Origin of the sequence: Hyphomonas beringensis (assembly GCF_000682755.1) — a bacterium.
Lineage (GTDB): Bacteria > Pseudomonadota > Alphaproteobacteria > Caulobacterales > Hyphomonadaceae > Hyphomonas > Hyphomonas beringensis.
Map to the genome: position 1 here is coordinate 20,099 of NZ_AWFF01000025.1, position 20,266 is coordinate 40,364.

Annotated in this window: 19 protein-coding genes and 1 tRNA gene; 7 read left to right on the forward strand and 13 right to left on the reverse strand. The window is 60.0% G+C overall.

Going from position 1 to position 20,266, the window contains the following annotated elements:
- Positions 1-21: 21 nt before the first annotated feature.
- From HY29_RS03215 to htpX, 6 genes are all read right to left on the reverse strand, one after another.
- A complete protein-coding gene (locus tag HY29_RS03215; RefSeq protein ID WP_051601084.1) occupies positions 22-1,914 on the reverse strand; it encodes a polysaccharide biosynthesis protein in 1,893 nt (630 codons plus the stop codon).
- The gene (locus HY29_RS03220; RefSeq protein ID WP_051601101.1) at positions 1,911-3,638 is read right to left on the reverse strand and encodes a heparinase II/III family protein; all 1,728 of its coding nucleotides are present in this window, start codon (positions 3,636-3,638) and stop codon (positions 1,911-1,913) included. The genes HY29_RS03215 and HY29_RS03220 overlap by 4 nt, the downstream gene beginning before the upstream one ends.
- Before the next feature lie 24 nt (positions 3,639-3,662).
- The gene (gene rpe / locus HY29_RS03225) at positions 3,663-4,331 is read right to left on the reverse strand and encodes a ribulose-phosphate 3-epimerase (protein WP_034792060.1); all 669 of its coding nucleotides are present in this window, start codon (positions 4,329-4,331) and stop codon (positions 3,663-3,665) included.
- 71 nt (positions 4,332-4,402) lie between these two features.
- Positions 4,403-4,885 carry an outer membrane lipoprotein gene (locus HY29_RS03230; protein ID WP_051601085.1) on the reverse strand — a complete coding sequence of 161 codons (483 nt, stop codon included), beginning with the start codon at positions 4,883-4,885 and terminating at the stop codon, positions 4,403-4,405.
- A gap of 128 nt (positions 4,886-5,013) precedes the next feature.
- Positions 5,014-6,282 carry an RsmB/NOP family class I SAM-dependent RNA methyltransferase gene (locus HY29_RS03235; protein WP_034792062.1) on the reverse strand — a complete coding sequence of 423 codons (1,269 nt, stop codon included), beginning with the start codon at positions 6,280-6,282 and terminating at the stop codon, positions 5,014-5,016.
- Positions 6,283-6,297: 15 nt separating this feature from the next.
- Complete coding sequence (htpX, locus tag HY29_RS03240; RefSeq protein WP_034792092.1) at positions 6,298-7,194, reverse strand: zinc metalloprotease HtpX; 897 nt, start codon at positions 7,192-7,194, stop codon at positions 6,298-6,300.
- A 521-nt stretch (positions 7,195-7,715) separates the two neighbouring features.
- Here htpX and HY29_RS03245 point away from each other — a divergent pair.
- A complete protein-coding gene (locus HY29_RS03245) occupies positions 7,716-7,922 on the forward strand; it encodes a DUF1674 domain-containing protein (RefSeq protein ID WP_034792093.1) in 207 nt (68 codons plus the stop codon).
- Positions 7,923-8,100: 178 nt separating this feature from the next.
- Here HY29_RS03245 and HY29_RS03250 read toward each other — a convergent pair whose 3' ends face one another.
- From HY29_RS03250 to HY29_RS03265, 4 genes are all read right to left on the reverse strand, one after another.
- Entirely contained in the window at positions 8,101-8,385 is a 285-nt protein-coding gene (locus tag HY29_RS03250) for a barstar family protein (RefSeq protein ID WP_034792095.1), read from the reverse strand.
- Between the two features lie 115 nt (positions 8,386-8,500).
- Entirely contained in the window at positions 8,501-9,685 is a 1,185-nt protein-coding gene (locus HY29_RS03255) for an acyl-CoA dehydrogenase family protein (protein WP_034792097.1), read from the reverse strand.
- Positions 9,686-9,753: 68 nt separating this feature from the next.
- A complete protein-coding gene (locus tag HY29_RS03260) occupies positions 9,754-10,752 on the reverse strand; it encodes a glycoside hydrolase family 43 protein (protein WP_051601086.1) in 999 nt (332 codons plus the stop codon).
- Positions 10,753-10,889: 137 nt separating this feature from the next.
- The gene (locus HY29_RS03265) at positions 10,890-12,770 is read right to left on the reverse strand and encodes a DUF885 domain-containing protein (protein ID WP_034792099.1); all 1,881 of its coding nucleotides are present in this window, start codon (positions 12,768-12,770) and stop codon (positions 10,890-10,892) included.
- Positions 12,771-12,874: 104 nt separating this feature from the next.
- Here HY29_RS03265 and hemC point away from each other — a divergent pair, with 104 nt between their 5' ends.
- The 5 genes from hemC (at position 12,875) to HY29_RS03290 (ending at position 17,515) form a co-directional block, all read left to right on the forward strand.
- Complete coding sequence (gene hemC, locus HY29_RS03270; protein ID WP_051601087.1) at positions 12,875-13,858, forward strand: hydroxymethylbilane synthase; 984 nt, start codon at positions 12,875-12,877, stop codon at positions 13,856-13,858.
- Entirely contained in the window at positions 13,852-14,580 is a 729-nt protein-coding gene (locus HY29_RS03275) for a uroporphyrinogen-III synthase (RefSeq protein ID WP_081811207.1), read from the forward strand. Before hemC ends, HY29_RS03275 begins: the two co-directional genes overlap by 7 nt.
- 58 nt (positions 14,581-14,638) lie before the next feature.
- Entirely contained in the window at positions 14,639-15,910 is a 1,272-nt protein-coding gene (locus HY29_RS03280) for a COG4223 family protein (RefSeq protein ID WP_034792169.1), read from the forward strand.
- Between the two features lie 6 nt (positions 15,911-15,916).
- Positions 15,917-17,350 (forward strand): heme biosynthesis protein HemY, encoded by a 1,434-nt coding sequence (locus HY29_RS03285; RefSeq protein WP_034792171.1) that lies wholly within the window; start codon positions 15,917-15,919, stop codon positions 17,348-17,350.
- Positions 17,351-17,439: 89 nt separating this feature from the next.
- Positions 17,440-17,515: transfer RNA gene (locus tag HY29_RS03290), tRNA-Thr, on the forward strand.
- 80 nt (positions 17,516-17,595) lie between these two features.
- Here the strand turns inward: HY29_RS03290 and HY29_RS03295 are convergent.
- From HY29_RS03295 to HY29_RS03305, 3 genes are all read right to left on the reverse strand, one after another.
- Complete coding sequence (locus HY29_RS03295) at positions 17,596-17,988, reverse strand: tautomerase family protein (protein ID WP_034792173.1); 393 nt, start codon at positions 17,986-17,988, stop codon at positions 17,596-17,598.
- A gap of 164 nt (positions 17,989-18,152) precedes the next feature.
- Positions 18,153-18,686, reverse strand: coding sequence for an RNA 2',3'-cyclic phosphodiesterase (thpR, locus tag HY29_RS03300; protein WP_034792175.1), 534 nt, complete (start codon positions 18,684-18,686; stop codon positions 18,153-18,155).
- A gap of 86 nt (positions 18,687-18,772) precedes the next feature.
- Positions 18,773-19,105, reverse strand: coding sequence for a DUF2853 family protein (locus HY29_RS03305; RefSeq protein ID WP_034792177.1), 333 nt, complete (start codon positions 19,103-19,105; stop codon positions 18,773-18,775).
- A 355-nt stretch (positions 19,106-19,460) separates the two neighbouring features.
- Here HY29_RS03305 and HY29_RS03310 point away from each other — a divergent pair, with 355 nt between their 5' ends.
- The gene (locus HY29_RS03310) at positions 19,461-20,237 is read left to right on the forward strand and encodes a Bax inhibitor-1/YccA family protein (RefSeq protein WP_034792179.1); all 777 of its coding nucleotides are present in this window, start codon (positions 19,461-19,463) and stop codon (positions 20,235-20,237) included.
- Positions 20,238-20,266: the final 29 nt, after the last annotated feature.

The window sequence follows — 20,266 nt, forward strand, 5'->3', positions numbered from 1 at the left end:
GTAGCATGAAAGGGCCGTGCGTCAAGCGCTCCAGCGCCGCGCCTTTTCAGCGCGATCGGCGGCATATTCCGGCACCAGCACGCCCAGAAGGCGCAGGGCCTCGGACCGTTCACGGCGGGAGGCGGCCTCGATGATTTCCTTCAGGCGCTTTTCGAAGAGTTCCGACGGCACGGTGCAATTGTCGACGCGGTTGACGCCATCGACCGGTGTCGTGCTGACATGCTCATGCTTATAGGTCAGCACTTCATGCATTTTCTCGCCATCGCGCAGGCCGGTCGTGGTGATCTTGATGTCCACGCCAGGCACCAGGCCCTTCAGGCGGATCATGGTCTCGGCCAGCTGCAGGATCTGCATGGGCTCCCCCATATCCAGCACGAACAGGCCGGTATGGGCCGGCGTGTCCTGCAGCGTTGCGGCTTGCAGAACGAGGGAGGAGGCCTCTTCCACGGTCATGAAATAGCGCGTGACATTCGGATCGGTCAGCGTCACAGGCCCGCCCGCGGCGATCTGCTTTTCGAACAACGGCACAACAGAGCCGGAGGAGCCGAGCACATTGCCGAAACGGACAATGGAGGCGGCGATGCCGGATTCGGCAGCGATCTGGGTGATCGCCATCTCGGCCAGACGCTTGGTGGCACCCATGACATTGTCCGGGTCTACTGCCTTGTCGGTGGAGATGAAGACGAAGCGTTTGGCGCCGACAGCGGCGGCGGCCTGCACGGAATGGATCGCGCCAGCCACATTGGTGAGGATGGCTTCGCAGATATTGCGCTCCATCAGCGGCACATGTTTGAGCGCAGCGGCATGGATCACGACGTCGGGCTGTGCGCGGCTGAACGCATCGCGCACGCGATTGACGTCTCGGACATCGCCGAGGCGCGCCGTATGGCAGCCCTTTGGCAGGATGCCGGCCAGTTCCATATCGATGGAATAGAGATTGTACTCAGAGGCGTCGAATACGGTGAGGGAGGCGGGGGAGAGGCGCGCGATCTGGCGGGTCAGCTCTGAGCCGATTGTGCCGCCTCCACCGGTGACGAGGACATTGGCGTTTTCAACAAGGTTGCGGACCGGCTCAATGGACAGGTGACGTTCCGGGCGAGACAGCAGGTCTGCCGGGCGGACAGGCTCCAGTACCTGCGCCGCTTCATCCCGGTTCAGCGCCATGATCTCGGCGCCATGGTCAGATGCGGTCTCCAGAACTTTCAGCATCGTATCGCGGTTGCGGGCCGCGCCTGTAACGGCAATCCAGGGAACCTGTTTGTAGCGAACGGCGATCACTTCGATGATTCCGCCAAGCTCTTCCAGTGAGCCCATGATCGGGATCCCGCGAATCGCCCGGCCGGGCTCTGTCGCCTGTGTCTCGACCAGGCCCAGCAGGCGGACTTTGCTGCTCTGTGGCGAAGACTGGATGCGCCGGATGACGTGAAAGCAGCTTTGTGAATCCCCGACAAGTAGGACTGGCTGACCATTCTTGGCAATCGGACTGAAGATCTGGAACGGCTCGTGCGTAGACCGCGACAAGGCATACATGCGGCCGGCGAACAGGCCGATCGTCCAAAGCACCAGCGCCACCATCAGGCTGGCGAGCGGTGTTGCCAGCAGGCCGTTGAGAAGCAGCATGCCCGGCAGGTAGATAAGGGCGGACAGGCAGATGGCCTGGAAAATGCGCACGGCATCCGGCCAGCCCAGATGGCGCCAGACCTGCTTCTGGATGCCCATGATGACAAAGGACACGGCTACAGAGACGCCGAAGGAAAGCGTACTCAGGGCCAGAGAGAGCGCGGGGAAGGAGCCCCGCTGCCCTTCAGAGGACCAGACAAGCACAACAGCAGAAGACATTGCCGCCAGAGCCATCAGGATGTCGAATCCCAGGGTCAGCATCATGGCGCGACGCGCTGCATGTTTCGGGGTCATGATGCTTCTTCCTTCAGAAAGGCCCACCGGATACAATTCGGCGGCTGTTGTCCATCTCCATTAGGATCGGCATAACCAGCCATAACGATTTGCTCCGGTCTTTCAACCACACCGCGACCTAAATAAACGGTTCGTTCCAGACGTGCACCCTCATGACTCGTCTTGAAACGCCAGACGGTCCCGTCATCGCAGACCAGGCGAATCGCATCGCGCCCCATCATGGCTGTAACGGTCGGGTGTAAGTGAAAGCGTATCTCGAAGCCAATGAACATGCGGTCATCGGACGGGGGCTGGGAGATCGGACGAACCAGAGAATCCTCACCAGCAAGGCGCTTTCCGTCACCCGACATGAACAGGCGGCGGCGATGCAAAAGACCACAGGGAGACTTGTAGCCGCCATGCTGCGCATCAAGCCAGATTTCGTCCGCTTCTTCCAGGCGCTTGGCTGAAATGCCGTCCGGACCACTTGCGGCCAGCAGGCGTGATTCTTCATTCAGGGCAAAATGCGACGAATCACGTCCTGCCAGAACAAGGGTTGAATGGGCGCCGGTACGGCGAACGGCGGCCTGCCAGTCCACATTCACTTCCGCGCTGTAGGCGCAGGATGTCACCAGACGGGCCGGGCCATCGGACAGCTCAAAGCCAAGCGCGCCGGCATGGGCGAAATCCCCGAATGGCCGGGCAGGGGCCTCGCCGCAATCCAGCACAAGGCGCAGGCCGTTCTTTTCCAGCTTCTGGAAGCCGGATTTTGGCGCAAAGGTGAAACGGCGGGGCGGCGCTGGCAGCAGGGCCAGGGCCGCCTCAACGACTTCCGGTCGGCCTTCATCGCCATCATTGAACGGGTTCAGGGCACCATCGCCAGCCCGGAAGAAGGCGACCATGGCCCCGACGCGCGGGATCCATTTGTCGAAAAAGTCCGGTTCCGGATATCCGGCGCGGCGAAACAGGTCCTGCAAGGTCAACAAGTGCACCAGCACGTGCAGCGCGCGCGAGGGACTGCGGCTGACATGGCCGCCATCGGGAAGGATCTGCGCCGTGCATTCGGCGTCCAGCCGGGCCAGCGCGCTGTCCATGCTCATGGCGCGATCAATGCAGAGCGCACCGGCCACAATGGTGACAGAGCTGTTCCAGCGGGCCTTGGGGTCTGTTGCCGCGTCGACCTGATCGGAAAGGTAACGCAGCTGGCGGACGAGACATTCAAGGCGCGCCTGGCGGATTTCCTGTGTTCCGGTCTCGAACAGTTCCGGCGCGCATAGCATCCAGTTCCAGCAGCGCACGCTGGTCGGGCCAAGTCGCCAGGAGAAACCATTGAAGCCGCCATGGCCTTCAATCCAGTCATCCACGAAACGCAGGGCGCGGCCTGCGCCCAGCTCGCCTTGTGCAAAAAGATCAGGCAGCCAGGAAAAACGATGCAGCCGGTCGGCAAAATGCTTGGATGGAAGCGGGACAGACCAAGGCGGCTGGCCGGGCGCAAGGGTGAGCCGCTCCATGCCGATTCGCCAGGTATCGCGCATCAGGGCGTCTGTGCGGCGATCATCGGCCGGGACAAGGCGTTTCAGATGGTGGGAAAACCGTTCCGGAATCGGCCCGGACAGTTTCAATCTCTGCAGCACGCCAACCTTGGCGTCATCGCCGGCAACGCCCCGGAAACGGCGCCACAAGGCAGCGTCATCAGCGCCTGATCTGGTACGATCAGCCAGAATTTCGCTGTCTGCGCCTCCCACGTCCACCGTCCATTCTGTTGTAAACTATACTTTTACGCCGGGTTTAAGTGCCCGAATATTGTTAGCATATGCTGATGCGCCGCCCTTGAAAACGGCAGAGCCCGCTACAATTGCATTAACCCCGGCAGCGATGGCTTTTGGGGCAGTCTCCGCATTCAGGCCGCCATCGATCTCAAGAATGATGTTCCGCCCGGTCTGGTCGATCATCGCCCGCAATTGCTGCACTTTGCGCAGCTGGCTGTCGATAAAGGCCTGCCCGCCAAAGCCCGGGTTCACGGACATGACAAGGATGAGGTCGATATCATCCAGCACGGGTTCCACAATACTCGCCGGGGTCGCCGGGTTCAGTGCAACGCCCGGACGCATGCCAGCGGCGCGAATCGCCTGGATCGTGCGATGCAGGTGCGGACCGGCTTCAGGGTGTACCGTCAGGATGTTCGCGCCAGCCTTGGCAAAGGCCGTGATGAAAGGATCCACCGGGGCAATCATCAGGTGCACGTCGAACGGTTTGTCCGTGCAGGGCCGCAATTTTTCAATGACGGGCGGGCCGAATGTCAGATTCGGGACAAAGTGTCCGTCCATGACATCGATATGAATCATGTCGGCACCGGCCTGATCAATGGCGGCAATTTCCTCGCCCAGACGGGCGAAGTCAGCGGAGAGAATCGAGGGGGAAATAAGCACGTTTTGCATAGTGCCTCCCTATGCTGGAACAGCCGACCGCACAAGGCGACCGGCTGTCCGTTTTTAGCGTTTGCAGGGCTTTAGTAGCCTGCGGGTACCAGCTTCCATCCATCGGCACCGGCAATGATGTCCACCGGGGTGCCGGGCGCGATGTAAACATCTGCGCCCTGGATGATTTCCTTCACTTCGCCATTGGAGAAGCGAACAATGTAGGCATAGCCCTGCTTCTTGCCGACGGCTTTACCGGCTTCGTTACCGGCGAGGCCACCGAGAACCGCGCCACCAATGGCACCTGCGGTCTGGGCCTTGTCGCCGCCGCCAAGCTCGGAGCCAGCCAGGCCGCCAAGCACGGCGCCTGTTGCGGTACCGATCAGCGAGCGATCAGACTGAATGGTGATCTGGCGAACGGATGTCACTGTGCCGTGATAGACACTGGATGCCTGGCCGACGGCAGCCGGGCTTGCCGAACTGGTGCCGTAATTGTTGGCACAGCCTGCAAGGGCGAGGGTCAGCGCGGCAAAGGTGCCTGCGGCAATCTTGCTGGGGGAAAAGGTCTTGGTCATATTGAAGTGCTCCCTGCACATTTGATGCAGGTTATTTGCACGATTTTGCCTGAATAGCAGATGAATTCTTGGAGACCTTTTGATGGCGAAGCTGTTCATCCCGCAGTAACCAAAGGAAAATTTGGGCCTCAGAGGCGTTTCAGGCGCGCAATGTAGAACGCGTCGTGACCAGCATTCGGGCTCGGGAGGGTTAGAAGGTCTCCCTCTGGCGTGAGACTAGCCTCAAAGCCGGGAATTTCCGCTTCCGTGATGGTAATCCGCTCATACAGGCCGTCGGAAATCGCCTGTGCGACAATATCCGATCCTTCGGCTTTGAGAGGTGTGCACACACAATAGATGACCATGCCACCGGGCGAGACCATGTCCGCTGCTGACGCCAGCAGGCGGGCCTGCGCCGTGGGGAAGCGGTCAATCTCGGCCTCGCGTTTGATCCAGGCCCCTTCCGGGTGACGGCGCAGCGTCCCAAGAGCAGAGCAGGGCGCGTCGAGCAGAAGTTTCGAGGCCGGAGCTTGTGGACGCCACTCATCCGCATTCGCCGCAATGATGTCTGCGGTGAGGCCCGTGCGCTCCAGATTTTCGCGCAGGCGCTCAAGGCGGGGCTTGGACCGGTCGACTGCCGTGACGTTCGCGCCGGTTGCGGCAAGCTGCAGTGTCTTGCCGCCGGGCGCGGCGCAGAGGTCGATCACCGTTTCGCCGGATTGAACATCGAGCAGCCGGGCGGGCAGGGCCGCGGCGGCGTCCTGGACCCACCAATCGCCGTCTTCATACCCGGGCAGCGTTTCAATCATGGCGCTCTCAAGCCGGACGGAGCCGCTGTGTGTGATCTCGCCCCCCGTTGCCGTGGCCACGTCTTCAGCGGATGTCTTCGCGGAGAGGAAAATCGGCGGCTCTTCCAATTGGTGGGTCGCAAAGGCGCTGGCTGCGTCTGCGCCAAGATCTGCTTCGAACCGCGCGGCGAGCCAGTCTGGCCAGATGTCTGTGGCGGGCAGATCATCCAGCGGGCAGGGCATCTCTGCAGCGCGGCGAAGGACGGCGTTCAGGAACCCGCCGCCAGAGCGGGCGTCCGGCCAGTCCTTGGCAGCTTCCACCGTTTCGGACACGGCGGCATGCGCATGTGTTTCCAGACGCCAGAGCTGTACGGCCCCGACGCGCAGCAGGGCGCGGATAGCGGGGCTGGTCGCCTCCAGTGGCCGGGAGAGCAGGGGCGCCAGGGCCGCATCAATGCGGCCAAGTTCGCGCAGGGCTGCACTGGCCATGACGCGGGCAAAGCCCCGGTCAGACCCTTCCAGCATATTGAAGCTGTCCGAGCGGACCATGGCTTCATCCAGCGTGCGCCGGCTGTCCAAAGTCAGCATAAGGAGTTCGGCGGCCGCGCGCCGGGAGAGGGCTCCACTCATAAAATCAGGTACCTGTTAGCCCCACGGGCCGGCCTGATGGCGCGGCGCGTCAGCGGTTTCGGAAGATACGCCCATCTCTGCCGCCATGCGGCGCAGGGCTTCAATCCGGTTGGCGGTGGCCGGGTGGGTCGAGAACAAACCGTCCGCGCCGCGGCCGCTTAGCGGATTGGCGATATACATGTGCGCCATGGCGGGGTTGCGCTCGGCATTCACATTGATGGAGGCGCGGGCGCCGCGTTCGATCTTCTGCAGGGCAGAGGCGAGCCAGAGCGGGTTGCCGCAGATCTCGGCGCCGCGCTTGTCTGCTTCATATTCGCGCGAGCGGCTGATTGCCATCTGCACGAGGCCGGCGGCCAGTGGCGCAAAGATCATGATGGCCAGCGAGCCGATCAGCCCGGCGCGCTCACGGCCAAAGAACAGCGCAAAGTTAGCCAGCATGCCGATGGCGCCGGCAATTGTGGCGGTGACCGTCATGGTCAGCGTGTCGCGGTTTTGCACATGCGCCAGTTCGTGCGCCATGACGCCGGCGACTTCTTCACGCGACAGGCTGCCGAGCAGGCCGGTGGTTGCGGCCACGGCGGCATTGTCCGGGTTGCGGCCCGTGGCAAAGGCGTTCGGCTGCGGCGTCTCAATGACATAGACACGCGGGGCAGGTAGGCCGGCGCGTTCAGCCAGGTGCGCGACATCGTTCGCAAAGGTGCGCATCATGGGCGAGGCGTGATCCGGCGTGACCTCTTTGGCGCCCTGCATGCGCAGCACGATCTTGTCAGCATTCCACCATGAGAAGATGTTCATGCCTGCGGCAACGACAAAGGCAATCGCCATGCCCATAACGCCGCCGATCAAATAGCCGACAACCATGAACACTGCGGTCAGCGCCGCCAATAGAGTAAACGTTTTCAGTGTGCCCATTGGGCCTTAACTCCGTCTGTATATTTATAGGCCTAGCTTTCATAGGCTTATGCTTGCCGTGCTTTCTTCGTTCCGGATTTCCACAAATTAAATGGCGAGCGTTAACGAAATGCCGTTGGCAGTTTCTTGCTTACGCATTGCTTGCTTAAATGACATGCGGACTATGAGCTGATGCAAACAGAATATTATATGGGGTGGTCTGATTTTATATCCAGTGTGGCATCTTGCTAAAGACACTGTTTTGTTCAGGTCTGTGCAAGGCTTGGATATGGTATCAGTAGACACATTACATTTCAGGACACTGTGAGCGATTTCCAGCGATCAAGTTCGGATTTGAAGCGTGGCCATGCCGAAGCTGTGTTCCCTTTAAAGTTCAAAGCGGCCATAAATATTGGACAATTCATCAAGAGTTCCGGGGTTTGCTATTTGGCTGATTTCAACCTCAAGCGTTCCGGATCAATTTCTCAAGTCTGTCCCAAAGCGTTAGACATAAGCGCCCGCCACAGGGTATAGAGGAAGTCATGACCGACCTTACCCCGGAAGAGATTGAGCGCCGCAAGGCTTTGCCAGAAGCCGCGCGCCGCGCGCTGGAAGAGGCCGACGCCCGCAAAGAAAAAGAAGCCGCAGACGCTGCCGCACTGCCGGAAGACGAGCTTGGCGGCCCCCGCAACATCGAACCCACGCGCTATGGTGACTGGGAACGCAAGGGCATCGCCTACGACTTTTGAGCCCGCGCCCGTGCTTAGACTTCGCTCATCATGAGCGCTACGGAAATACGGACTCATTCTGAGCGAAGTCGAAGGATGAAGCGGGCGGCATGAATGCTCCTTCTATGTCATCTCGGAAAACCCGCAGGGTGTATCCGGGACCCCGAACGATATGGCGGGTCAGCGTTAGGCCCAGGGATTATTCGATAATTTCAAACTCGAACTTCCGTTCAGAGGAAGTTGTATCCTCAACACCCTGCTGCATCACCCAAACAAGCTTATTGAAGTCCTCCCCCAAGTTCGCGCGTGAAACTGCTGCATTTCTCCAGACTATTTTGAACGGGCGCTCAATAAAGCCATTCAGGACGTCATTCAGTGCAGCAAAGTTTCGGCCATAGAAATGAGGCATGCCTGGGGCAGCCATCAATCTGTCGTGAAAATCGCTAACCGCTTTGATCTCACGTCCATCAATTTCAAGGATCACTTCTAGACACCTCCTGAAAACGGTTGAAAGGTCTCATAGTGATCGGTTGCAACATAAGCAAGGCCGTCAACGGAAGGTGAGTTCAGCGCGCGGCCTTTGCGCATTCCTCGGGTCGTTAAATGCCCAGCACCTTCTTCGCGATGATGTTGCGCTGGATTTCATTTGTCCCGCCATAAATGGATTGCGCCCGCCCGCCGAAATAGGCCGCGACATCCGGGGCAGCATAGGGCGGGATATCTGAGGGTAATGCGCTGGCCTTGCCGAAGGCCTGGGCGTGAAAGGCTGTCATTTCCAGCATCAGCTCCGTAATCTGCTGATGCGTGGTCGTGGCCAGGATCTTTACCGTCGAGGCCGCATCGCCCGGTGATCCGCCTGCAGACAGGGCGGAGAGGATACGGAACACCGTCATCTCAAGGCCATCCACGGCCATCTCGGCCTCAGTGACTTTGCGCGCAAAGCCTGGCTCATCGATCAGTCGATGATTGCCACCATCCGGCGCGGCCCGCGCGATATCGCGAATGTGGCGCAGCATGGCGCGTTTGCCGCCGATGCGGGCATATGAGGTTCGCTCAAAGCCCAGCAGGTATTGCGAATAGGTCCAGCCCTTGCCTTCTTCGCCAATGCGGTGGCCTTCCGGCACTTCGACATCTTCAAACAGAACTTCATTCAGCACATGCTTGCCATCAATCGTAATGATGGGGCGCACCGTCACGCCGGGGGCATCCAGAGGGCAGCAGATAAAGCTGATGCCTTGTTGCTTTTTCTCTCCGCGCGAGGTGCGGGCCAGCAGAAAAATCCAGTCCGCATGCTGCGCAGCAGAGGTCCAGATCTTGTGACCGTTCAGGATATAGGTGCCGTCTTTCAGCTCCGCGCTGAACTGAAGCGAGGCGAGGTCTGAGCCCGCGCCCGGCTCTGAATAGCCCTGCGCCCAGCCGACCGACCCGTCGCGGATGCCGGGCAGCCATTTTTGCTTCTGCGCCTCGGAGGCGAAGGTGTAGATCACCGGGCCGACATAGACGACGCCCATGGGTGTGACCGTCGGTACGCCCGCACGCTCCAGCTCTTCGTCGAAGACATATTGTTCCTCGATGGACCAGCCGGGCCCGCCATATTCCGCTGGCCAGGCAGAGGCGAGCCAGCCTTTGGAGCCAAGCGCCATTTCTGATCGGCGCACTTCCTCCGTAGTCAGAGCCTCTCCCGCACGGTTTTTCGCAATGATGTCTTTCGGGAACTCGGTTTCGAAAAACTCTCTGACCCTCAGGCGAAAGGCTTCCGTTTCCGGACTGAAATCAAGATTCATGGCGTTTTCTCCCTGCCCAAAAGCCTAGGGCAGGGAGGGCCTGTGACAAGCCCTGACCTAACGTCGCTTCATTCCCGTCGGGGAATTGTCAGACCTTCCGCTGTGGGGGTGACGGGCTGGATCGTACCGTCTTCATTGAAGTAGAGATGTTCTGCGCGCACCGAGCGGCGGCCAATGGCGCCGTCTTCCTCGCCAATGCTGAGCGCCGCATTATGATAGAAGAGATACCAGTCGCCCTGGAATTCCACGATGCCGGGATGGATCGTGAAGCTGTTCTCGCCAGGGCCCATGATCTTGCCGCTATAGGTCCACGGGCCGGTGACGGTGGGGGCGGTGGAGTAATAGAGCTGTTCGTTCTCATTTTCCGCTTCATCGATCCCGGCATAGGCCATGTAGTAGAGGTCGCCGCGTTTGAAGAGCCATGGGCCTTCCTCAAAATTCGTGAGGTCCACCTTCTGAATTGGGGCTGCGAAACTGATCATGTCCGGCGCCAGGGGCGCGTAATAGAGATTGGCATTGCCCCAATAGAGCCAGAAGGTGCCGTCATCATCCTCAAAGACCGTGGGATCGATATCATCCCAGACGTGAGGGCCGTCAGTATCCGAATTGGCAACGAGCGCGTGGCCGAGCGCATCGGTGAAGGGGCCGGTCGGGCTGTCTGAAACGGCGACGCCGATGGATTTGCCGACATCTGTCTCGTCATGCTCGACGGCTGTGTAGAGCCAGAACTTGCCGTCCCGCTCGATGGGCTCGGATGCCCAGGCGTCGCGGATGGCCCATTTGAAGTCCGTCGGCTTCATGATGGCGCCGTGATCGGTCCAGTGCGCCATGTCGTCGGTCGAGTAGACGCGCCATTCGGTGATGTTGAACATCTGGTCGCCGTGCGCCTCGTCATGGCCGACATAGAGATACAGCCGCCCATCATGCACGATGGGCGCAGGGTCTGCGGTGAAGATGTTCGTGATTATGGGATTGGTTGCTTGTGTGGACGAGGCTGGCTGCGGTGCAGGTGTCCCAGCGCAGGCGGTCAGGGCCAATATGCCCAAAGTGATAGCTGTGGATTTCAATAGTCCCTCCCATTTTTTGCCAACTGTCCGGGCGGGGGGTAAGTAAGTCAAGATAGCGCTAACAAAATAGACTTGCCGCACAAAAAAGCCCTCCCCGCAGAAGGGGAGGGCCAATCTGTTCGTGTTCGAGTTCTGCCTTAAGAGGCCTTCTGTTCCTCGATCCACTGATCGACGCGGCGTTCCAGAACCTTCAACGGCAACGCGCCGCCACCCAGAACGGTGTCGTGGAAGGCGCGGATGTCGAACTTGTCGCCCAGTTCGCCTTCTGCCTTGCTGCGCAGATCCTGGATCTTCATCATGCCGATCTTGTAGCTGGTCGCCTGACCCGGCATTACGATGTAACGCTGGATTTCAGAGCGGGCCTGAGCTTCAGTGATGGCGGCATTGTCCAGGAAGTATTGAACTGCTTCTTCCTCGGTCCAGCCTTTGGAGTGGATGCCGGTATCGACCACAAGTCGGATCGCGCGCCAGATTTCCGAGCCAAGGCGGCCGAAGTCGGAGTACGGATCCGTATAGGTGTCCGGAAATTCCTGGGCCAGCCATTCGGAGTAAAGCGCCCAGCCCTCGACATAGGCCGTGAAGCCGGCCTGCGTACGGAATTGCGGCACGCCGGTCAGCTCCTGTGCGATCGAGATCTGCATGTGGTGGCCTGGAATGCCCTCATGATAGGCGATCACTTCGAGTTCGCGCTTAGGCATGGCGGTCATGTCGGAGAGGTGAGCGTAGTAGATGCCTGGGCGCGAGCCGTCCGGTGTGCCCGGATAATAGTGCTGCGCAGCGCCGTCCTGTTCGCGGAAGGGCTCAACGCGCTTCACGACCAGGTCTGCTTTCGGCAGGATGCCGAAGAATTCCGGCAGGTGCACCTTGATGTTATCGATGACGGTCGTGGCATCATCGATATAGGCCTGACGACCCTCATCCGTATTCGGATAGTAGAAGCGCTCGTCATCCTTGGAGTCGCGCAGCATTTTGAAGAAGTCCTGCAGCGAACCTTCAAAGCCGACCTGGTCCTTGATGTCTTCCATCTCGGCATGGATGCGGTCCACTTCTTCCAGGCCGAGCTCATGGATTTGCTCTGCCGTCATATCGGTCGTGGTCTGCGTGCTGAGCAGATAGTTGTAATAAGCTTGGCCATTGGGCTGAGTTTCCGCGCCGACCGGGCTGTCCGGATCGGGAGAATTCGCCATATCTTCTTCGGCAAAGGCGATGATGTTGTCATAGGCGGGCTTGAAATGGTCCAGCAGGGCGGTTTCCACATCCTCCAGCATGGCATCGCCATCTGCTTCAGAGACTTTGCCGGTCTCGACCAGCGCGGCAATCTTACCTTTCGCGTCAGCATAGATGGCGCTGTCTTCCCCCTCGGTGAAAGGAGCCCCCGTGATGACTTTCTGGGACTGATCAATCACGCCTTCATAGGCAAATTTCGGCGCGTGGACGCCGCGGCGTGCGGATTCCTTTGCAATGCCGACGGCCTGGTCCAGGGCGCGGCCCATTTCCTTGAGACGCGAGATATAGGCCTGCATGTCTTCCGCAGAATCGACGCGGTGGAAGTTGATCATGAAGGTTGGCGCAAAGCTCTGCAGCCCGTTCATCTGATCAAAGACATAGCCATTATAGATGAATTCCTGGCCGGCGACGGCCTGGTCTGTCTGATACTTCCAGATATCATAGGAAATCTGGTCGGCCGGAGAGAGGGCGTCGTAGTCGAACGTCTCTTCCATCTCTTTCGTGGCCGCAACGCGCCAATCGAGCTGTTCCTTCATGCATTCGATGGTGAAGCAGTCGATCTCGTCATACTTGTCCTTGCGGCCGAGCATGGTGAGACCCACCGGGCTGAACTGCAGGGATTCTTCATACTTCTCATCGAACCATGCGTTCAGGCGCGCACTGGTTTCAGCCATCTGCTCCGCATTTGCGGTGGCTTGCTCAGTCTCTGTAGGGGCCGGGGCCTGATTGCTCTGGCCACAGGCGGTCAGGACGAACGCGAGCGCGATCGCTGAGGCGGTGTGTTTGATCATGGGGATCTCCGGAGGATATTTCTCGAATAACGATAAGTGACGCTATCTCTTGGCGCGGCGCTCTGTCAATTGGCAAAGGCCGTTTCGAGCGCTAGGGGAGGGGGATGACTGATCCACGTATATCTTCTGACGATACCCGCCCTCAGGACCAGCACAGCTTGCGCATCGGGACACGGGGGTCGCCCCTTGCTCTGGTGCAGGCACGGCAGGTCGCGGCCGCTCTCGAAATCCATTCCGGCGGCGCGCTGCGGGGAGAGATTGTGACGTTCACGACCTCCGGAGACCAGCTGACGACAGAGCGTCTGATAAATTCTGGCGGAAAAGGGCTTTTTACCCGTGAGCTGGATGCTGCGCTCAGCCGGGGCGAAGTCGATGTCACGGTGCACAGCCTTAAGGATGTGCCCTCAGTGTTGCCAGAGGGGCAGCGCTTTGTCGCTTTTCCGGAACGCGAGGATGCGCGTGAGGGCTTCCTGTCTTCCAAATATACTTCTCTGGCAGAGCTGCCGGAAGGCGCGAAAGTCGGTACCGCATCGCTGCGGCGCGAAGCGCAGACGCTGGCGCGCCGACCGGATCTTGAGATCGTCACCTTCCGGGGCAATGTCGCGACCCGTATGCGAAAGCTGGAAGAGGGGCTGGCGGATGCAACCTATCTGGCCATGGCGGGCCTCACACGACTCGGCATGTCGCATGTGGCACATCCCATTCCGCTGGAAGAGATGCTGCCCGCTGCCGCGCAGGGTATTGTCGGCGTCGTGGCGCGCGATGATCTGCCGGAAGATGCGGCCGAAGCGTTTGACAAGATGAATTACAAGCAGAGTGAAGCGGCGGCCTATATGGAGCGTGCTTTCCTCGCAGCGCTGGATGGCAGCTGTCGCACGCCGATTGCTGCGCACACCTTTGACCGGGGCGAAGAGTGGTTCCTGTCCGGAGAAGTGCTGGCACTTGATGGAAAAGAGAAATGGTCTGCCAGCGGATCATGCCCGAAATCTGCCACGCATGAGCAGATGGCTGCGTTGGGCGCTGGGCTTGCGGCGCAGATCCGCGAGTCTGCGGGCGGCCGCCTGCCAGCTTTCGGAGAGACATGGTAGCGCCTCCCGTCATCGTGACCCGGGCTGAGCCCGGGGCGAGCGAGACCGCAGAGCGGTTGGCCCGGCTTGGCTTTAGGGCAATTTCCTCTCCCATGCTGGTGCTCAAGGAGCTGGACGATGTTGCTCCGGATCTCTCTGATGTCAGCAATCTGATCTTTACCAGCGCCAATGGCGTGCGGTTTTTCATGCAGGCCATGGGCGGCATGACGGCGCAGCTTGCCGGGTTGACCGCCTGGGGCGTCGGCCCCGCCACAAATGCTGCCATTCAGGAGGCAGGGTTCGGCCTGCATGTCGAAGGGGACGGCAATGCCGAAGACCTGGCGGCGATGATCCTGAAATCTGATCCTGATAGCGGCGGCTTCCTTCATGTAGCAAATTCGGCTGCTGCCGGTGACCTTGTCCGCCGCCTGAGGGAAGGGGGGCGCATGGCCCGGTTTCAGGCCCTGTATGAAACGGTGCCAGCGGCGCACCTGGCAGCGAAAGCGCAGCAGGCCATCCAAGCCCCCGATGATTGCATCGTGTTGATCCATTCAGCGAAGGGCGCGGCAGCGTTTCTGTCGGCTGTGGACAAAATTTCACTCGAAACCAGCATTCTGATCGCCATCTCTGAAGCTGCCGCTGCGCCTTTGTCCGATGCGGGAGCAAAGCGTCTGCTGCATGCCGAACGGCCAAATGAGGATGCCTTGATGGCTGCGCTGGACAAGGCTCGCCAAGAGCTTTGATTGGCATACAACTATGTGTCACTGTGGTAAAAATCCCGCCTGTGGGGAAAGTTGATTCATGACTGACGACATGTCGCCGGAAGAACCTGTCAGCTCCGTCGAGCCGATTGATGCCGACTTTGAGCCGGCTCCGGAAGAAGACAGCAAGGCAAGCCGCGCGCGTGGCGGTGGGCCCGGCTGGCTGGGCGCCATTGTGCTCAGCCTGTTCGCAGCAGGCCTGGGCGGTCTGATCGGCATTGCCGGTGTGCGCTATCTGCCGCCGCACTGGGACGCAGCCAATGACATGACCGGACGTCTCAATACGCTGGAGCGTCAGCAGGGTGACAACAGCGTGGAGCTGTCCAAGCTGAGCCGGGACCAGGCCCGCATGGCGACCGATCTTAAGAATGAGATGAAAGCGCTTGGCGCAGGCGGTACCCCAAGCGGACAGGTCAAAAAGCTCGAACAAGATCTCGACGTCCTGTCAGAGCGCCTGGATGAGGTCGGAGCCTCTGGCGCCGGTGAAGCGGTTCGGGCGCTGGAGAAGCGCATTGCCGCGCTGGAACAGGTCGACACGTCCGGGGCTGTCAGCCCGCAGGATCTCACACGTGCCGTCGCGGGTCTGGAAACGCGGCTCGATGAAATGGAACGGGGTCTCGAAACTCTGAAGCAGCGCCCGGAGGGGATTGATCCTGAACGGCTTGCTGCGGTTGAGGGGGATATGAATGCCCTCCGGTCAGTTCTGGAAGCGGCAAAGCTGGCAGGCAATCAGGATGTCGAAAAGCTGACCAGCCTGGTCGAGGATATGCGACGCGGCGAGCAGAATGCGCGCAGCGAGGCCGAAGCTGCCAGCGAGTCCGCCCGGATCGCCCGCGCCCTGTCTGCCATAGAGGCGGCGTCGCGCCGGGGCGGCGCATTCGAATCTGAATATCGCGCCTTGCTTGGCCTGATGCCATCTGACCCGGCCGTGCGCCAATTGGGAGAGATCGCGTCCACTGGCGCCCCCACCGTCTCTGCTCTGCAGGACAGTTTTGAACCTGCCCGTGCTGCCGCGCTCAAGGCCATTCCTGACGAGACCGGCGACCGCCTGTCCTGGCTGAACCGCGCATTCGGGGATGCGGTCAAAGTGCGCAAGCTGAACGGTGATGACAGCGACCCGGCCGCCATTTTGGACACTGCCAATACGGCCGTGGAGGCGGGTGATATCGACCAGGCCGCGATGCTGGTCGCCGGACTTAAAGGCCCCGCAGCAGACGCGATGGCTGACTGGACCGAACAGGCAAACCGTCGCATCACTTTGGAAGCCGCGCTTGAGGCCTTGCAGAGGCGCCTCATTGAAGGGGATAAGTAAGAACCCATGAACCGGATTGTCCTGTTTATCCTGATCCTGCTGCTGTTTACAGCATCGGCTGCCTTTGTCTGGTGGGCGCTGACCCTGCCGGGGGCTGTCACCGTTCCGTTTGGCGAGCGGGAGATTTCCATCCAGTCCGGGCTGGCGGCCTTCCTGATGCTGCTGTTTGGCGGGGTGATTGCCTTTGTCTGGTGGCTGATCAGTGGCCTGTTCATCTTGCCGGGCAAGATTGGCAAGTCACGCCATGCCTCACGCACTCGCAAGGCCAATTCTGCCCTGACCGAAGGTCTGCTTGCTGCTGAAGCAGGCGATTCCAATGCGGCGCTGAAGCTTGCCAAAAAAGCTGCCAAACATGCCGAGGACGAGCGGCTGAAACTGCTACTGGAAGCGCGCGCAGCAGAAGCCAATGATGACTGGGCTGGTGCAGAGCGCGCCTGGGGACAGCTGAGCCGCCTGCCAGGCGGGCAATTGGCTGGCCTGCGTGGCAGCGCCGCCGCCGCCGCCGAGCGAGGCGATCAATTGACCGCAGAGGCCCGCGCCCGGGAAGCGCTGGGCATCAAGTCCGCCGCCGACTGGCCTTTCAACAATCTGTTTGATCTGCAGGTTTCGAAAGGGGAGTGGACCAAGGCACTTGAAACGCTCTCCATTGGTGAGAAGCGCGGGCTCGTCACAGGCGACAGCCTGCGCCGCCGCCGGGCGGTTCTGCATACGGCGCGGGCCGTGGGCCTGCCACATGAGAGCAAGCTGGAAGCGCAAAAGGAATTGGCCGAGGCCCTCCGCTCCGCGCCGGCTTTCCCGCCCGCTGCCTGGCATGGCGCGCGCCAACTGATGACGGACGATAAGGCAAGGGCCGCCCAGGGCGTGCTGGAGCTTGGCTGGAAGGCCCGGCCACACCCGGCACTGGCCCAGCTCGCCCGCCGTCTTGTGCCACAGGATACGTCCGCCAACATAGCGGCGCGCCTCAAGAGCCTGATCGACATGAACCCCACCCACCGCGAGAGCCGGATTCTCTCGGCGGAGTTGTCCATGGACAAGGCGGATTGGACCGATGCCATCAAGACGCTGGCTCTTCTGGTGGAAGAGAACCCGACCGCCCGGCTCTGCCTGCTGATGGAACGCGCCCTGAAAGGCTATGGTGACAAAAAGGAAGCCGAGCGTTGGGGCCGGATGGCAGTCTCTGCCTCGCGGGAGCCCGACTGGTCTGACATAGATCCCAAAGGCATTGCGTTCGACTATTCGACACGAGACTGGAGCCGCATGGTCTATGCGTTCGGCGATGTCGGGGATCTGGTGCACCCGCGTTATGAATCTTTCGGGCGCGAACTGGAGGCCGGGCGTGTGATGGCCCTGCCGGCACCGGACGACGACAAGGTCACGCCGCCCAAGGCACCGGATGGTCCTGTGGTGCCGCCACTCGATTATGTGGCCGACGAGGATTGAGCCTGCTGCAATGCGCAGCCGCAAAGCGACAAAAGCGTCTTGCGAAACATGGTCTCTGCCGGTATTAGGCGGGGCTCTGAAATGGATATGCCGCTATAGCTCAGCTGGTAGAGCATCGCATTCGTAATGCGGGGGTCAGGTGTTCAAGTCACCTTAGCGGCACCATTTCACGCTCTCCCGGAAAAGCCGGTCTCAGCCCTGTTTGACGAACCCGCCGCAGCGGCTCCCCGCTGCGAGAGGCCCTCTTATGGCAGCTTTCCGGTTACATATTGAGCCTCGCCCTGGGCGAAGCTCCAGTCCTCTTCGCGATTGGTAAAGACCGAGATCAGGAGGTCGTTCGGATTGAGACCGCACACCTTCTCGAGGCGGTCCGAGAGAAGGCGGTAGACTTTCATCTTCTCAACATGCGTTCGGGGACTGGTGAAGAACTGGATCGAAACCACCTGGCTGCTGCGCGTGAAGCCCAAGCCGGTATCAAGAAATACCATGCGGCCTGGTTTGTGCTCATGAACGATCTGATAGCGGTCGGACTCAGGGACGCCAAAGGCGCCGACGACGCAGCTCTGGATGGTATCCAGAAGGCTCTGAATCTGCTCTTCCGAGCGGCCTTCGATCATGTCAATTCGCAGGAGTGGCATGTAAGTCTCTTTTTTTATGAATAGGTTCACGCGCTAATTTTGATCCCCCAACGATCGTCGCGTCGGCTTGGTTCCCTGTCTCTTTTCGGGGCCGTGCAGACCATGACGAGCTTGCGCTCCACTTAGTCCGGCGCGGTATGTTCCACGAGCCGTGGTCTGATCACTTATTCCAGAACATAGTCTGCCTCGGCCACGTAGCGGCTGGGGCCCTTACCGGTATGGCTTGAATAGAGGTGGAAGCCTTCCGCCCAGAAGGCGCCGCTGCGATAGGCGTGGTGGGTTTCGACCCAGCGCCGTGCGTCTTCCAGCGGTGTACCGTGCAGATAGGCGAGCGTGACATGCGGCGTGAATGGCCTACGGTCTGGCTGCAGGCCCATCCGCCGGGCAATGCGCTCGCATTGGGCGGACAGGGCACGCAATTCGTCGCTTTCGCGAACACGGGCCCAGACGGAGCTTGGCTCTCGCCGACCGAACCAGCCGACGCCCTCAAGGGATATCTCGAACGGTTTGCAGCGAATGGTCGCCAGCAGGTCATCAAGATCCCGCGCGGTTGTGTGCGTCACCTCACCGAAGAAGCGTAGCGTGATATGGAAGTTTTCCTCGGGCCGCCAACTCGCCCCGTCCAAACCGTCCTGAAGGTCTGTCAGGCCATCATGCAGTTCCTGCGGAATGGGAAGGGCGGCGAATAATCTGTACATGCTGATCGCGGGTTTGGGGGGGGGCGGAAAAGAAGAAACCCGGCACCAGGGCCGGGTTTCAGGACTTTCATGAATGCCGGGTTGGATCAACCAGCCAGCGCTTCAAGTTTGCCGAAATGTTCAGCCAGAAGGTAGTAGAAGGTGACACGGGATTTCGTGCCCCCTTCCGCGCTCATCTTGTCGCAAACAGCCTTCATGGCTGCATCGAGTTCGGATTGCGTGTGTGCGAGGCCCAGCTTTCCCCGGCACCATTTTTCCCGAATCCGGTCCAACTCACCGGAATCGGAGCAGGCCACGAGAGAGCTGTCGCGATTGCGCAGGGCGATCCCCAGATGTCCTACGATTTTCTCTGCTGCGGCCTGATTGTAACCGTTTGCATATTTTTTGATATTATCCGCATATTCTGATGCGTCTGCCATTGTCATCCCCTTCATTGTTTGGTGCGCCCACTGTTGGAAGTTCACCAGATTTCAAAAATTAACCCCGGGTAGGTCCGAGTCAATCCTAAACTCCAGCCCCGCTAACCACCTTAAGTAGTATATCGGCGGAAAATTCACCTTATTTCCTGCTTAGGCGGGGAAGTTTATTGCGCACAGGCGATCTTATCCACAGCCTGATCACGCTCAGGGTGTTCGCTTCTCACGCGATTGGTGCAGTTGGTGCGTCAAGATGAAGTCCGGTTTTTCTTGCGGATGGCGCCTGAAATGACCATATTCCAAGTCAATGTGGCAGACCAAGAAAAGCTGCCTTCAAGACAGAAAGGGTTCTGAACCTATGAACGACTTTAATCGTGCCTATTCGCAGCCTGTTGGTGCCGGCGCAATGGACACATCCGTCAATGCCGGCCTGCGGGCCTTTATGTTGGGCGTTTACCAGAAACTCGCCCTTGGCATTGCGCTGGCCGGGGCGCTCGCTTTCGTGGTGGGGACCAATATGGTGCCTGCCCTGACGCAGCTGGTGCTGGCGTCTCCCTTCTTTTATGTCGTCCAGTTCGGTCCAATCGCCCTGATCTTCATCTCGGCGTTTGCGATGCGCAATCCGTCTCCGCTGGGAACGGCTATCCTGTACTGGACGATCGTGACCCTGCTGGGCCTTAGCCTGTCGGTCTGGTTCTATATGGCCTCCGGCAGCATTGAGGGCGCAACCCGCGCAGGGGCCAGCATGAGCCCGACCTTCGTCACCATCGCCAAGGCCTTCTTCCTGACAGCGTCTGCTTTTGGGGCCCTGTCGCTCTATGGCTATACGACTAAGCGTGACCTGCGTCCGATCGGCGTGATTGCCGTGTTCGCGCTGTGGGGCATTGTGGGTGTCTCCCTGCTCAGCTTCCTGTTCCCGCCATCCGGCTTCATGGAAATTGCCATCACTGTCGGTGTCCTGGCGATCTCCGGCGTGCTGGTGGCCTATGACACGCAGAACCTGAAGCGGTCCTACTTTGCGATGGAAGGGGATGCCCGCGGTCTTGCCGTGATGACGAATTGGGGCGCCCTCAACTTCTTCATCCTGTTCTACAATATCTTCACGACACTCCTGTCGCTGCTGTCCCGAGACTAGCAGTTCACCGGATCTGAAGGACAAAGCCC